15 protein-coding genes are annotated in these 14,845 nt (G+C 44.9%); 8 read left to right on the forward strand and 7 right to left on the reverse strand.

The window, feature by feature from the left end:
* The first annotated feature begins 61 nt into the window (after nucleotides 1-61).
* Nucleotides 62-1,498, forward strand: coding sequence for a vWA domain-containing protein (locus AC5JBY_RS01705; RefSeq protein WP_495902807.1), 1,437 nt, complete (start codon nucleotides 62-64; stop codon nucleotides 1,496-1,498).
* Nucleotides 1,499-1,574: 76 nt separating this feature from the next.
* Here the strand turns inward: AC5JBY_RS01705 and AC5JBY_RS01710 are convergent, their stop codons facing one another.
* Nucleotides 1,575-4,127 carry a zinc-dependent metalloprotease gene (locus tag AC5JBY_RS01710; protein ID WP_495902808.1) on the reverse strand — a complete coding sequence of 851 codons (2,553 nt, stop codon included), beginning with the start codon at nucleotides 4,125-4,127 and terminating at the stop codon, nucleotides 1,575-1,577.
* A gap of 469 nt (nucleotides 4,128-4,596) precedes the next feature.
* On the opposite strand from AC5JBY_RS01710, the gene AC5JBY_RS01715 reads away from it, so the two are divergent.
* From AC5JBY_RS01715 to mnmE, 6 genes are all read left to right on the forward strand, one after another.
* Nucleotides 4,597-5,457 carry a MotA/TolQ/ExbB proton channel family protein gene (locus AC5JBY_RS01715; RefSeq protein ID WP_495902809.1) on the forward strand — a complete coding sequence of 287 codons (861 nt, stop codon included), beginning with the start codon at nucleotides 4,597-4,599 and terminating at the stop codon, nucleotides 5,455-5,457.
* Nucleotides 5,458-5,605: 148 nt separating this feature from the next.
* Nucleotides 5,606-6,274, forward strand: coding sequence for a biopolymer transporter ExbD (locus AC5JBY_RS01720; protein ID WP_495902810.1), 669 nt, complete (start codon nucleotides 5,606-5,608; stop codon nucleotides 6,272-6,274).
* 31 nt (nucleotides 6,275-6,305) lie between these two features.
* Nucleotides 6,306-6,833 carry an ExbD/TolR family protein gene (locus AC5JBY_RS01725; RefSeq protein ID WP_495902811.1) on the forward strand — a complete coding sequence of 176 codons (528 nt, stop codon included), beginning with the start codon at nucleotides 6,306-6,308 and terminating at the stop codon, nucleotides 6,831-6,833.
* Between the two features lie 68 nt (nucleotides 6,834-6,901).
* Nucleotides 6,902-7,738 carry an energy transducer TonB gene (locus AC5JBY_RS01730; protein WP_495902812.1) on the forward strand — a complete coding sequence of 279 codons (837 nt, stop codon included), beginning with the start codon at nucleotides 6,902-6,904 and terminating at the stop codon, nucleotides 7,736-7,738.
* Between the two features lie 204 nt (nucleotides 7,739-7,942).
* Complete coding sequence (locus AC5JBY_RS01735; protein WP_495902813.1) at nucleotides 7,943-8,776, forward strand: energy transducer TonB; 834 nt, start codon at nucleotides 7,943-7,945, stop codon at nucleotides 8,774-8,776.
* A gap of 184 nt (nucleotides 8,777-8,960) precedes the next feature.
* Complete coding sequence (mnmE, locus tag AC5JBY_RS01740; RefSeq protein ID WP_495902814.1) at nucleotides 8,961-10,340, forward strand: tRNA uridine-5-carboxymethylaminomethyl(34) synthesis GTPase MnmE; 1,380 nt, start codon at nucleotides 8,961-8,963, stop codon at nucleotides 10,338-10,340.
* A gap of 30 nt (nucleotides 10,341-10,370) precedes the next feature.
* Here mnmE and AC5JBY_RS01745 read toward each other — a convergent pair whose 3' ends face one another.
* From AC5JBY_RS01745 to AC5JBY_RS01755, 3 genes are read right to left on the reverse strand one after another with little or no spacing between them, the layout of a single operon-like run.
* Nucleotides 10,371-11,357 (reverse strand): type II toxin-antitoxin system HipA family toxin, encoded by a 987-nt coding sequence (locus tag AC5JBY_RS01745; protein ID WP_495902815.1) that lies wholly within the window; start codon nucleotides 11,355-11,357, stop codon nucleotides 10,371-10,373.
* A 1-nt stretch (nucleotide 11,358) separates the two neighbouring features.
* Nucleotides 11,359-11,682 (reverse strand): HipA N-terminal domain-containing protein, encoded by a 324-nt coding sequence (locus tag AC5JBY_RS01750; RefSeq protein WP_495902816.1) that lies wholly within the window; start codon nucleotides 11,680-11,682, stop codon nucleotides 11,359-11,361.
* The gene (locus AC5JBY_RS01755; protein WP_495902817.1) at nucleotides 11,679-11,897 is read right to left on the reverse strand and encodes a helix-turn-helix domain-containing protein; all 219 of its coding nucleotides are present in this window, start codon (nucleotides 11,895-11,897) and stop codon (nucleotides 11,679-11,681) included. The genes AC5JBY_RS01750 and AC5JBY_RS01755 overlap by 4 nt, the downstream gene beginning before the upstream one ends.
* A gap of 294 nt (nucleotides 11,898-12,191) precedes the next feature.
* Here AC5JBY_RS01755 and AC5JBY_RS01760 point away from each other — a divergent pair, with 294 nt between their 5' ends.
* A complete protein-coding gene (locus AC5JBY_RS01760) occupies nucleotides 12,192-12,725 on the forward strand; it encodes a hypothetical protein (RefSeq protein ID WP_495902818.1) in 534 nt (177 codons plus the stop codon).
* Between the two features lie 105 nt (nucleotides 12,726-12,830).
* Here the strand turns inward: AC5JBY_RS01760 and AC5JBY_RS01765 are convergent, their stop codons facing one another.
* The 3 genes from AC5JBY_RS01765 to AC5JBY_RS01775 form a co-directional block, all read right to left on the reverse strand.
* A complete protein-coding gene (locus tag AC5JBY_RS01765; RefSeq protein ID WP_495902819.1) occupies nucleotides 12,831-13,442 on the reverse strand; it encodes a peptidylprolyl isomerase in 612 nt (203 codons plus the stop codon).
* A gap of 398 nt (nucleotides 13,443-13,840) precedes the next feature.
* Nucleotides 13,841-14,251, reverse strand: coding sequence for a DoxX family protein (locus tag AC5JBY_RS01770; protein WP_495902820.1), 411 nt, complete (start codon nucleotides 14,249-14,251; stop codon nucleotides 13,841-13,843).
* A 36-nt stretch (nucleotides 14,252-14,287) separates the two neighbouring features.
* The gene (locus AC5JBY_RS01775; RefSeq protein WP_495902821.1) at nucleotides 14,288-14,755 is read right to left on the reverse strand and encodes a YHS domain-containing (seleno)protein; all 468 of its coding nucleotides are present in this window, start codon (nucleotides 14,753-14,755) and stop codon (nucleotides 14,288-14,290) included.
* Nucleotides 14,756-14,845: the final 90 nt, after the last annotated feature.

The raw sequence follows: 14,845 nt of genomic DNA on the forward strand, positions 1-14,845 counted from the left end.
TTGCATGCAATTGCAGCAGTTGTGCATCATTATGCATTCCTTATAACATTAAAACACTCCCATGAAACATTTCTTGCAGCCGCTATGGCTTTATGCAGTTTGCCTGCTGATGACTGCCTGCGGCATCGCTCACGCTCCCGATAAAACATTTACAGGTAATCCTCAAAAAGGTCAATCCCGTAATGACATAACATTCACCGGCTCACAAAATGAAACCAACATGGATTCATTAGGATCGGTAAGCTGGATGGCGCATGCCAACGGCAAATACTATTTGAAGAGCAATAGTTCGCAGGAGTTCTATGTATACATACAGGTAAAAGGCAATGAAGTTCAACAGGACAAGAAACGGGCACCTTTGAATATTTCCCTGGTGTTGGACAGAAGCGGCTCCATGCGAGGTGATAAAATAGCTTACGCCCGCAAAGCGGCAGCCTTCCTGGTACAACAGCTTAGCCAGGATGATGTACTGTCGCTGGTCAATTATGATAACCAGGTGGAAGTAATGAGCCCTTCAGCACCGGTAAAGAACAAAGAAGCATTGATCAAAAAAATAATGGCCTTGCAGGATCGTGGCGCCACCAATCTCTCTGGTGGTATGTTGGAAGGCTATTCACAAGTGATAGAAACGAAGAAAGAAGGATATGTAAACCGCGTGTTGCTCATGACAGATGGCCTCGCCAATGAGGGTATCACCGATCCAGAACGCCTCAAAAAAATATCAGCTTCCATGTACCTCGAAGAAGGTGTAGCACTATCTACCTTTGGATTGGGCGCCGATTACAATGAAGACCTGCTGACCATACTGGCAGAAACAGGCAGGGCTAATTACTACTTCATCGACAACCCTGATAAAATTCCCGGCATCTTTGCCGCTGAATTGAAAGGCCTGTTGAGTGTGGTGGCACAGAATTCACTGGTAGAAATCAATATACCAGACGGATTGGAATGTGTGAAAGCTTACGGTTATCCCTATGAGATAAAAGGCGGAAAAGTGCAGGTACGCCTTAACGATGTTTATTCGCGCGATGAAAAAGGCATCTTGTTTAAATTCAGGAGCCGGGGAGCTATCAGTGAATCTCTTGCTTTCAAATGCAAGTTACAATTTGTAGAAGCTACCGACTTCAAGCCGGTTACTGATTCTAAAACGATAAGCCTGGAACCTGCCAGTGAACCATCATTGGTGAAAAATTCGGAAGACCTGCTGGTGCAGGAGATGATCGCTTTATTCGAAGCTACAGATCGGTTTGATGAAGTGCTTACCCGGGTAGATGCGGGCCAGTATGATCGGGCACGTGCACTGGCCGATTCGGTAGTAACCAGCCTGCGAAAAAAACAGCAAACACTTCCATCGGCGAAACTGAAAAAACAGGAAGAAACCATCGCTGCCTATAGCAAGGACCTGGATAAAGTAAAACAAATGCGGGAGGAGGATAAGAAGATGTACCAGAAGTACAACAAAGGAACTAACTACAACTTTAAAAAAGGAAAACAATAAATTCGTTGATGTACTATAAAACAAGAGGCGACACTATTAAGTGCCGCCTCTCGCTTTATATGCAATGACATTCTCCTTATTTAGGATCCAGTATCTTACCGATACGCTCATTCAGGTCTTGCAGGTGATAACGGCTCATCTTGTCTGTATAAGCAGGAAGAGCAGCAGCGATCTCAGCTTTCAGGGCACGCAGCACACCTTTAGCTACCGATACGATATCTGTCTTTTTGGGGTCTACTACAGGACCGAAGGTGATTACAAAACCACCAAGGCTGGAAGCAGATGCAGGAGCAGGTGCCACGATAGCGCCCATTCTTTCTACATAAGCCTTCTGCAGGTTACGGCGATAGTTGTCGATGGGCTTGCGGGCAGTCAGCTCACCCCAGATACCCTTCTTCAGGTCTTCCATGAACTCATCGAGACGATAAGCACTGGCATCCCTGTTGGAAGAAGAGATCAGGCGCTGCATACGGCCGGCGTTCAACAGTGTACCCAGCCATCCGTCTTGCAACGTGCTGACGCGATCGGAAGTAGGAGCAGAGATCTTATCCAGGATGCTCTTGTCCAGCAACCAGGTAGGTGTTTCAAAATAGTTCTTCTGGATGAAGCTCATCGCTTCTTTCTGCAGGGCTTTAGGCACTACAGTATATACTTCACCGGACTGATCAGTAGTCTTGTAGTCGGTATAAACACCACCTACATAAGTAGCTGTATGACCGAGGTAGCGGCTGAACTGACCGATCAGCTCATTATATACTTCTTCGAGGTTCTCGAAGTTTTCACCCTTTTCGTTGAGCCAGCTGGGAAGCTTGGGCAACATCCATTTCAGGTTCTTGATACCATACTCGTTGGCCTTCATGTTGTTATCACCCAAAGACTCTGTTTGAGCGCGTGGGTCGATACCATTCTGATGGATGAAACGGAGGCGGGGATTATTGTAACGGCTCTTTACCCATTCGTTGAGTACAGCCTTTTCGCCATCAGCATCTTTATCGAGGATGGGTTTGTAACCCCACTCGATAGACCACAGGTCATACTCACCGATGCGGGGATATAAACCAGCAGCACCGATATTATCTTCAGGCTGAGCCACGTAGTTGAAACGGGCATAGTCCATGATAGAAGCAGTGTGGCCATTGGCTTCCACCCAGGCTTTGTCGCGCAGTTTCTCTACAGGCGTACCGGCAGAAGAACCCATGTTGTGGGGCAAACCGAGGGTATGTCCAACTTCATGAGAAGACACGAAACGGATCAGCTGACCCATCAGTTCGTCATCGAACTGGGCCTTACGGGCTTTGGGATCGCTGGGAGATGCCTGGATCAGGTACCAGTCGCGCAGCAGGCGCATTACATTGTGGTACCAGTTGATGTGAGATTCAAGGATCTCACCACTGCGGGGGTCGTGTACGTGCGGACCGCTGGCATTAGGAATGTCGGAAGGCTTGTAAACGATCGCTGAATAGCGGGCGTCTTCCAGGCTCCAGGTGCTGTCTTCAGCCTTGGTAGGGGCTACCTTGGCCATGATGGCGTTTTTGAAACCGGCTTTCTCATAAGCCTTCTGCCAGTCGTTTACACCCTGGATCAGGTAAGGAACCCATTTGGCGGGTGTAGCCGGGTCGATATAATATATAATAGGCTTTACAGGTTCCACCAGTTCACCGCGTTTGAACTTCTCCATATCCTCGGGTTTTACCTCCAATTTCCAACGTGTGATCATGCTGATGTCCTTAACGCCTTGCGGATCTGCATCAAAATCTGTGTATTCGGTGGTAAAATATGCAACCCTGTCATCATAGTATCTGGGACGCATAGGAACCTTGGGAAGTAACAGAATGGAAGTGTTCAATTCGAAGGTGGCATTACCGGTAGGGCCGGAAGGCATCAACCCCGGAATAGGAGAGGGAGCCGACATCTTACTGTAGGTCTTTACCGTTTTAATTTCAGTGTTGATGGGGTAGCTCTTGATGTCTACGATGTAAGACTTATCGGGTTGCAATCCACCAACGCGAAGCGCTGATTTAAAGAAAGGAGCGAAGAAAAAGATGTCGTTGTCTCCGCTGATATAATCGGTCAATTCGATCACAGAACCTGCGCTGTCTTTAGAAAAAGCCTTTATATCGAAGGCGGCAGCGATGGGTTGAATGTTGGAATTTTGGACCGTTTTATACATCGGCTTGGTAGAATCCTTGGCATAAACACTGAAAGAAATGTTGCGCAGGAATATCTTGTTATTAGGGCCTTTTTCGAAGCGGATCACGTTTTCATTGATCTCATCGCCGGCGTATCCAAAGAAGCCGGAACGGGTATCTGCAGGGGCTTTGGATATGCGGTTCACAACAAGGATATCCCTTCCAAGTACAGAGTCGCCAATCTCGAAAAACCATTTGTCGTCTACTTTATGAACGGCGAAAAGACCGGGACGGCTAATAGCTTTATCGGTGATAATTTCTTTGTAAGGCTTTGGGCCTGGCTTGGGAAGGGAAGGGGGGGCAATAACGGTACGGGGTTTAGTGGTATCGGTAGTTACAGGTGCTGTTGGTCTTCTGTTTTGAGCAGAGACAGAGGTTACCAAACTACCGGCAGCCACAATCAGAAAAATAGATTTTCTCAGACTGAGGGGATTCTCCATGTTAATTTTTATTTAATGGATGAAGATAAGGAAAAGGGGTTCAAAGGATATGGCAGGATTATACCAATGGTTAAAACGCAAGGATGGCACCAACTTTCAGATGAGGCTGAAACCGGTATGCAGGTAAGGCTGGTTGATAGGTTTGAAACTACCGTTTGTCAGTAAGGCCATTTGATTTATGTTGATGATGACCGGTAGCAAAATGCTTATTGCAGGCAGATTAGCGAAGCATTAAAAGCGCTAAGTATGAATGTTTTGTTTTTAAATTAATTCTACATTCGCTGCGATTTTATTCAATCAAATCGCCTATTTTTAGCGCCTCCATATAGGAAATTCCTTATCTTGTGAACCCTGTCAAAAATTTTTATTGATCAAAATCGCCTGTGGAAAAGCATTTTTCATTAGCATTGTGAGCTAATTTTTAAACTACAGATAGACTAATTTTTTCAAACACTAAAAAAACACAATCATGGCTGAAACAAAACCAACTGCGCCCGCCGCGAAGAGTAGTACATCTGTTCAACCGAAGAAGAGTAGCAATGCGATTTCGTGGATTGCGCCAGTAGTTTGTATACTTGCTGGTTATCTGATCTGGAGGTTTGGTCTGGGCGCTGCAGGTAATTTTGAACAACCCGATGCTGCTGGTGGCTTCTGGCCCAAGCACAAAGGTCCAAAGGGTGGATTAATTAAAATGTATGAAGGAGGGATCATCGTACCGTTGCTGATCGCTACTTTCCTTACTGCGATCACTTTTATCATCGAGCGTTTGCTGACTATCCAAAAAGCAACCGGTACTGGTAATATCGCTGAGTTTATCCGCAAAGTACAATATCACCTGGCTAATAAGAATGTAGATCAGGCTATTTCTGAGTGCGACAAACAAAAAGGTAGCGTAGGTAATGTAATGAAAGCTGGTCTGCGCAAGTACAAAGAAATGATTTCCAACACTGAACTGGATACTGAACAAAAAGTTCTCTCTATTCAGAAAGAGGTAGAAGAAGCTACTGCGCTTGAGCTGCCTATGTTGGAAAAGAACCTGGTGTTCCTGTCTACTATCGCATCAGTAGCTACCCTGTTGGGTCTGTTGGGTACGGTATTGGGTATGATCACTTCATTCTCTGCCCTTGGTGAAGAAGGTGGTGGTGCTGCTGCTGCTGAACTGTCTCGTGGTATCTCTGAGGCCCTGTACAACACAGCCCTGGGTATCGGTACTTCAGCTTTTGCGATCATCTTCTATAACATCTTTACCACTAAGATCGATTCTATCACTTATGGTATCGATGAGTCTGGTTTTACTTTAACACAAAGCTTTGCTTCACTGTACAAATAGTGGAGGAAAGACCAGTTTATCCGTCCTGGCCCGGTTGGTCATGTTGCCTGGTTAAGGCTATAAAGGCAAAACCGGCAAGGCTGCGACAGGTAAATATGGAAATTGGCTGAGTAAGCATCTCATTGTTAGAAAAACGAAATTTTAAATCATGCCAAAAGTTAAAGTACCTCGGAAAAGTACCTCGGTTGACATGACGGCGATGTGCGACGTGGCCTTCTTGTTGCTGTCGTTCTTCATCCTCACCACGAAGTTCAAGGCCCCGGATGTGCTGGACGTGACAACACCTAAGTCAGTGTCTACCAAGGCTGTAGAAGCTAAAAACGTGGTGTTGATAACCATGGACAAAGAAGGTAAGGTATATTTTCAGGTATCTGACGAAAACCCCGACGAGAAAGCAGAGGTAATTGACCTGGTTGACCAACTGAAGAGCTTAAGCCTTTCAGCCCAGGAAAAAGCCGCTTTCAGAAAGACGGGATCTTTTATCGGTGTACCGTTTTCCAAGTTAAAATCGTACCTTAACTTGACTCCCGACCAGATCAAAAATTACAAAGCCGATGGTATCCCTGTCGATAGCGCCAACAATGAAATGGTGGAATGGATGAGGGCTGCTGCTACTGCTTTTCAGGGTAAAAAAATGACCCTGCTGGTTAAGGGTGATAATGACGCTAAATATCCTTCTTTCAAGGGGATCATCGATGCCCTGAAAAAGAATGAGATATTTAAGTTCTCCATGATCACGGACCCCGAAGGTGTGCCTCCTGGAACAGAGTTGTTCAAGAAGAACCAGGCCACCGGTGGTAAAGCGACAGACGAGTAAACAAAGTTTCTAATCCTAAAAAAATTGCGATATGGCAGAAATGGATACCTCTGGTGGGGGTGGACATAAAAAAGGACCTGGTGTAAAGAAAGGGAAAAAGCTTTCTACCCGCGTTGACCTGACGCCGATGGTGGACTTGGGATTCCTGCTCATCACGTTCTTTATCTTCACCACTACCATGAGCCAGCCTACAGCTATGAGGCTTTTCCTGCCCAAGGATACGGAGAAGCCCGAAGAGCAAAATAAGGTAAAAGCCTCTGGCGCTTTGACCCTTATCCTGGCCAAGGACAATTCCATCTTCTATTACGAAGGGGAACTGGCACCCGATGGTAACAACTTCAAGAACACCGGTTTCAAGGAAATCAGGGACATCATCATCAACAAAAAGAAAACGACCAATCCGGAAGATTTCGTGGTGGTGATCAAGCCAACTCCTGATGCAACCTACAAGAACACGGTTGATATCTTGGATGAAATGACCATCAATGAGGTAAAACGCTATGCCCTGGTAGATATATTTGACGTTGAGCTTCAGTTAGTTAAGGCTTCCGGGAAGTAATCGTTAAAATTATTGCCAAAAGGCATATGGAATCTTAGTTGCAATGCATCTTATAACAAAGCACACGTATGGAAATCAATAAAATATTAAGCGCTGATGTTCTTGATATTATCTTCGAAGGAAGAAACAAGGACTACGGTGCTTATCAACTGCGCAAAACCTACAATAGGCGCCTGATGACGGCCCTTATTGTAACTGCGTCTGTTATCCTGCTGTCGTTTGGCGGTTATATACTGTCAACGCTGTTCGATAAAGACGACTCAAAACAGGACATGGTAGTCCAGGACGTGCAGTTGGAGGAGATCAAACAAGAAGAGAAAAAAGAAGAACCACCTCCTCCACCGCCACCAAAACCACCAGAGCCTCCCAAAGTGGAAATGGCTAAATTCACCCCTCCCAAGATCGTAAAAGATGAAGAGGTGAAGGAAGAAGAAAAACCACCAGAAGTAGAAAAGCTGGAGGAAACCAAGATCGGTACCGTAAACCAGGAAGGTGTGAAAGATGAAGGTATCGTTGCTCCTCCGGTGGAAGATGCCGGTAAAGGTGTGGTAGAAGCTCCCAAGAAAGTAGAAGAAGACTGGGATAAGACTTTCACCAAAGTGGAGATCGAATCTGAATACCCCGGTGGTTCTGCAGCATGGCAGCGTTACCTCAACAAAACGCTTCGCTATCCGCAAGACGCTATCGACAACGAAGTTCAAGGTACTGTAGTGATCCAGTTCATCGTGGATAAAGAAGGAAACGTGAGTGATGTAGAAGCGATCAGCGGACCTGAAGAATTACGTTCCGAAGCAGTACGGGTAATCAAGAAAAGTGGTAAATGGACACCTGCCGTTCAAAACGGCCGCCAGGTTAAATCCTACAAGAAGCAGCCTATCGTATTCCGTTTGGAAACTGAAGGTTAATTTAAGCCAGATAAATGATTGTAAAATCCTCTCCGGTTCCGGAGAGGATTTTTTTATGTCTGTTAGCGCCTGTCGATATAACAATAACCCATACCCTTAGTGTATAGCCGGTGATGCGTAGCGAAGCATAATGCACACGTTCCACAAAAAAATAAAGATCTGTGGAAACGATTTTCCAGGGCATCTAAATAAAAAATAATTGCCATGGAGATATCAAAGATCATGACTGCCGACGTCCTCGATATTATATTCGAGGGTCGCAATAAGACTTACGGCGCTTACGACCTTCGTAAGACCTACAAACGCCGTTTACTCACATCCCTCTCCGTTATGCTGTCGATCTTGCTGCTGCTGATTGGCGGCTACATTTTCGCGAATGCGGGGAAAGATCGGGTTGCCCAGGAGATTATCATTCCTCCCGACGCCGAGTTGACGTTGCTTGATCAGGAAGAACCGCCAGTGGAGCCACCACCACCGCTCAAACAGCCACCTCCACAGCAGATCGAAACGATCCAGTACACTGTCCCCAAAATTGCTCCGGATGAACAGGTAAAACCTGATGAGCAGCCCCCTGCCGTGGATGACCTCGCAGATGTAAAGATCGGAACAGCGAATGTAGAAGGAAACAAAGATGATGGTGTTGTTGCGCCTCCTTCAGACGATGCTGCCGGTAAAGGAATTGTTCTGATCGAAAAGAAAAAAGAAGAAGAACCAGAGATCTTTACCAAAGTAGAGATCGATGCCAAATACCCCGGCGGCCTTCCGGCATGGGCAAGGTTCCTGAATAAGAACCTGGCCAATAACTACCCCCAGGAAGCCATCGACAATGAAATACAGGGCAAGGTAGAGATTATGTTTGTGGTAGACACTTTGGGCAATGTAAGTAACGTAGAGGCCGTAGGTGGTCCCAAAGAATTGTGGGATGCTGCCGTTAAAGTGATCAAGAAGAGTGGTAAATGGGAACCTGCCATTCAAAATGGAAGGCGTGTAAAGGCCTACAAGCGCCAGCCTATCGTATTCCAGTTGAGTCAGGATTAAAATAGTATGTTTTGGTTATCCGTTACCCCGGAAGCTGATTTTAGCGTTGAACAGCCCCGCCCGAAAAGGCGGGGCTGTTGCGTTTGAGGCCAGTATGCTATTTTTGTGTGGCTTTTGTCAGAGTTTATCCCGCTTTGCGGGACTGAGCTTGTCGAAGCCTTTTGAACAATTATAAATACGAAGTATGGCAAAGCTTTTGGGATGGGATGATACGATTGTTGCCCTGGCCACACCGCCAGGGATTGGAGCAATAGGAGTGATACGCATCAGCGGCAGCAAGGCATTTGAGATCATTAACCAGTTATTCCCTTCCAAAGACTTATTGCAGCAACCTTCGCATACCATCCATGTGGGCTACCTGAAAGAAGGCGCTACAGTGTTGGATGAAGTAGTGGTATCCTTATTTAAAGGCCCTAAATCATATACGGGTGAAGATGTAATAGAAGTATCCTGCCATGGTTCTCCCTATGTACAACAGCAGGTGATACAGGCCTGTGTACATCTCGGCGCACGGCTGGCAAAGCCGGGTGAATTTACCCAGCGCGCTTTCTTACAAGGCAAGCTTGATCTTACCCAGGCAGAGGCAGTGGCTGACCTGATAGCCAGTAATACCGAAGCCTCACGCAAAGCAGCATTGCACAATATACGCGGCGGATTTTCAGATGTGCTGAAACAGTTACGAGACCAGCTAATATCGTTTTCGGCACTTATTGAGTTAGAGTTGGATTTCTCGCAGGAAGATGTGGAGTTCGCAGACCGTTCAAGATTGTATGTACTCATCAGGGAAGCGAAGGGAGCTGTAGAGCGCCTGTTACACTCGTTCAAGTTGGGCAATGTGATCAAACACGGTGTGCAGGTAGCCATTGTGGGAAAACCCAATGCGGGTAAGTCTACCTTACTGAATGCGCTGCTCAATGAGAACCGTGCCATTGTAAGCGATATTGCCGGCACTACCCGCGATACGATCGAAGAAGTGTTGAATATCGATGGCATCCTGTTCAGGCTGGTAGATACCGCCGGCATCCGGGAACATACAAGCGATATTATCGAGAGCATTGGCGTGGAGCGTAGCCTGGCCAAAATGAAGCAGGCCGATGTGGTACTCTACTTGTTTGATGTGAACAGTACCACGGTACCCGAACTGGAAGCCGTGAAAAGAGACCTTGATCAACAAAATATCCGTTACCTGTTGGTAGGCAACAAATCCGATTTGTCTAATGATACCATCCGCAATTCATTCGACAGCAGAGCCACTATACTGTTCATTGCTGCTAAAGAAAACCAGCATGTAGAAGTATTAAAAGAACGGCTGGTAGATATGGTCTTACAAGGTAAACTACAAACAGAAGACACCGTAGTCACCAATGCCCGCCATTACCACGCCTTACAGGAAGTTGCCAAATCATTACAGGATATCAACGATGGCCTCGACAACCTCATTCCGGGAGATCTGTTGGCGTTAGATATTCGCCGTTGTTTACACTACCTGGGCGAGATCACTGGCGAGATCACTACAGAAGATCAATTGGATTATATATTCAGTAAATTCTGCATTGGCAAATAAATCAAAGCGTTTTCTCTGTGGTAACGATAACTATGTCTTTTCTAATTGTTTGAATCTGCCTTGATATGATTGCCAATAATACCGTTTAGTAGTTTCATCAAGGTAGGATGAAAATATCAACTCATTTACCTTGTCCGATTTAGCAAGCATAAGTCGCCCAATATCATCTACGGTTTTCGGAGAAATGGCTGCTTCATGGGCAAGTACAGAGAACTGATGCATAATTCTCCCCTGTGCGAGATTTTTCGGCAATAAACCATCTTCTAACGCGAAATCCTTGTCCTTAATATGGATTCGACTGTTAAGCAGGTCATAGGCAGGGCTTAGGCGGTAATCCCCCATTGGTGTTTCCAGGAGAGAAAAATTCTTGAAATGTGCATCGCCATTTGAGAATAGATAGTTGAAAATAAGCAGTTTCAGCAGTTTGGGCGCTTCCACTGTATAAGCCGGGACGTACTTTTGCATGAACTGAAACAACTCAAGATAGTTGCCGAGGTATTTGTAGTGTTCTCCATGTGTTTGAGGTGTCCGCCCCGCAAGTGATGCAAAATCATCTTGCGCGAGCTTTATTCCATTTTCCTGGACATCAAAACGTTTGGTGATGTAAGCAGGCGCCCCATTTTGGAAGAAGATCAGCGCATTCTCTGCTGTTTCAATTTGATATACCTGTCTTGCAATTTGCATGGTAAGATGTTCATTTGCCGGCATCTGGTCCGGTCGTCTACCTGCAGACGGAATCGGTTTCAAGATATATCCTCCCCGCTCACCCTTATTGATCAATCGAAGTTTGTTCTTCTCGAGTAGAACAGAGAATTTTTCCTGTACACCAGAGATCGACATACGATTTCTATTTTCGTCAAATAGTTCATCTGTCGCTTCATTCGTTGAAGGTGAATCGTATGGAAGAATATGACTGACCTTTCGGCCCATGAAGACTCTGACGAGAGCCGTTCGGCTATAGGTAGCATGACCGGGGGCCAGCGTACCTGGACAGTATTGAATATCTGGTAAACTCATATTAGTCGATTTTTGACACGGTAACTGCACCGATGGTATCCGTTTTTGCAGTCGTCAGTAGTAATCCGAAATAATCGGTTTTATCTAATCGGTTAAGTTGACAGACGACCTGTTTATTGGCTCCTTCTGGCAGCATATTGTAAAAGAAGGGGAATAGGTAAGGAGAATGGTACGGTGCGACGATCTTCGGCAATGTAAGACTGATCGCTGGCTTGCTGTTATCATCTACCCATGATGAGTTATACTGGAATGTGAAAGTTCCGTCATCCTGCTGTGTCAAGACGCCGGCCTCTTGCCCTTTAAAAAAGATCTTAGCAGCTCTCATTGATTAATCTTGCTATTTTTAATGATTACTGTTACCTCCAGGCCAAGCGCATCACCAAGCTTTTGAAGTGTTTGCAAGGTTGGATTGCCCTTACCACTTTCAAATTGTTTCAAAGTTCTCAGTGCAACCCCGGAGAGTTGTGATAGCATCTCTTGTGTCACACTTAGGGACTCACGCCTCAATTTCACCGTCTTTATAATATTGTTAGAGTGCATTAAAGTGCCTTTTTTTATGCAAAAATATGGTTTTATAATCAAAATAAATTAAAAAGTGCATTAAAAAGCACTTTATGGGTTGAAAAGTGTGAAAGTAACGTTGGGGAATTGGAAAGTGCATTTTAGTGCACTTAATTCTTAAAATTTATTGATGGCAATGTCAGGGATGATTTGAATTTGCAAGTATCTGAAAATTAGGTTGAGCTAAGCAGTTGTCAATAATCATGCAACGTCCTGTTAAAACCTTTTGTCAGCTCGTAAATAGGTAACGCAAAAATATACCCGTGTACATTTATGAAACATTCCGCCTTCCTTTCTGCCCTGCTTTTAATAAGTACCTTGTTTGTATCCTGCAAAAAAGACACACTCAATCATGAAAATGAATTCGAGAAAAGCTACCACGAGTGGCAGGCATTCAAACAATCCTCGGGCGATTCATATAGATATATGGTCACCTTTGGCTCCTGGACTGGCTTTGGCACGGAAACCATTATCACTGTTACAAATGGGAAAGTAACCCAGCGTTCTTATCAATTGCTGTTGCCTCGTCAGGGCAACCCCAGCCCGGTTCCCATTCCGCCCGATCAAATGGCGTGGACGGAGAATGAAAATGAGATCAATACACATACAGAAATGGCTGCAAAGGCAATGACCCTCGACGAGGTCTATGAAAAGGCGAGAACCGAATGGTTGATCAAAAGGGAGGGCGCAGATGTGTATTTTGAAACAAAGAATAACGGGATGATCTCTTCCTGCGGATACGTGAACAATGGTTGTATGGATGATTGCTTTAACGGAATCAGAATCGCTTACATCCAACCACTATAAGAGTTTAATAAGGAGGAACAGTGTTCCTGAAAAGAATAAGGCGCCTTCCCGGGAAGGCGCCTTACTCTTTTTATAGCTACTTGTTTAATTCAATTTTAATCCAGCCTATCGACCATTTGCACGCAGCACCACAATGTCTTTCTTCACCGCGTCATCGTAAGTCTTTTTAATAATGTAGTGCCATTGTTTCTCTGTTACATCTACAAAGAAGATCTCTCCTTTAGCGTGCTTGGATACCGCATCTTGGAACTCTTTGGGGAACATCAGTTCGCCGAAAAACCAATCAGTATCGCCTTTAGTGGTATTGCCATCCATGGTATACTCATCGGATAATTTGTCAAAGGAAGCGCCCGCATTGGCTTTTTGTACAATGATCTTCTTGAGGCTATCTACCTGGGAAGGAGTTAATGAACCGCCATCGAGGAAAATGTATTGAGAGCGGTATTGAATTGACTCTGTGGCCTCTACCACTTTATAAGTAACATACCCTACAGAAAATACATCCCCTTTCTTTTGACGCAGTAAACGTTTGTCAATGAGAGAGGTATCTTTTCCTACGGAAAGCTTGAGTATGGTCGGCTTTAGTTCCGGATGGGCATCTATATATTTTTGTGCATCCGGCACGGTGTTGATCTTTTGGAAGTCTTCAGTTACTGTCTTCTGTGCAAAAACCGGGGCGGCAAATAACATCAATAATACCCAAACGCTATTTTTCATGTGTTTTATATTTTTAGACTGTTCCCTTAATAACTTGAATGCGCTGTCGTTGGTTGAAAATAATCCCGCTTTTTTCAAGATACTGTTTTTTTATAATATGGCGCCTTGCCTGCTACCTGTATCATGAAATAAAATGTTAAATAATAGTATAACTGTCAGGTAGTTAAGACTCTTATGACGGATATTTTCCTGGTTTCGTTGTATCTCCCCGGATTAAATTATACTTACCGTAGTGGAGCTTACCAAAGGATATGGGGGCGGTTAAGCAATTTACGTCGTTTGTCATTGTTACGTTGGTTCAAGGATAAAATTTCTCCCGGCAATGCGATAAATGTCAACAGCCCCTATGCATGCATAGAGGCCGTCGTTACTTCCTGGTTGAGTGCCTGCCTGAACGTCTATCTTGTTGATGCTGTTGATTTGAAAACCAGGTTAAGGATTTGATGCCTGTATACGATGGCCAGTATCAGACTGCTCACCAATACCAGCGCTGCATAGATGAATAACTGCCCGCCATCGCCTTGTACCTCGATGCCCAACTTCGTAAGGTGGAAGAATATAGCGCCGGCCATAAGTCCTACGCCCAGTACGGCGCCAAAAGCTGTAGTGCGGGGATAAAGAATAAGTAAAGAGGCGATCAATTCCAATACGCCGATTCCAATGCGACCCCAGGGCTCCATGCCCAGCGTAGTAAATATGTAAACAGATTCCGGGGCGGCAGAGAATTTAAAGAACAGGGTTTGCAGCATGATGATGGCTGCTATCAGTTTCAGTACCCAGCAAAGTATGTTTTTTGCCTGTGTTGTCATGATCGTTGTTTTTCCAGGTTAAATAGATTGGCTGTATTAATGTACGAATTTCATCCAGTTCTTATCTGCATGCGTATGCAGGTTGGCTTCGTCCTTGTTCCAGCTTTTGAGCGTGTTGTTGAAGTACTTGTTATAAAACAGGAATAGTTTACCATCAATGACCTTGAAGGTTTCAGGATCGATTTCTACCTTCTCTCCTTTAGTCCCCATGGCATACGCACACCAGCCACCATATTGTGGTTCATATTTTGCAGGATTAGCCTTGAAGGCATCCCTGTTTTGCGTGCTTGCAAACTGATAGGTAACACCATTGTACACAGTAGCTATATCTTTTTTCCCTTCAATGGCTTTATTACTAGCGAAGTAAGCTACCGGATCATAACCCTGGATAGCCAGTTCTGCTTTTTCAAGGTTATATTCTTTTTTCCGCACTTCGGTCGATTGAGCGGTTGCTTGTGTGATAATGCTCGTAAGTAAGAGCAGGATGCTGAGTAACTTTTTCATGATGACTGCTTGTTGTTTAGTATTAATAGTAAAACTTGTTTTGTAAGACAGTGCTGCTGAATGTTGCGTACTGATTACAGAACAAAAGTA

This window comes from Paraflavitalea sp., from assembly GCF_059502485.1.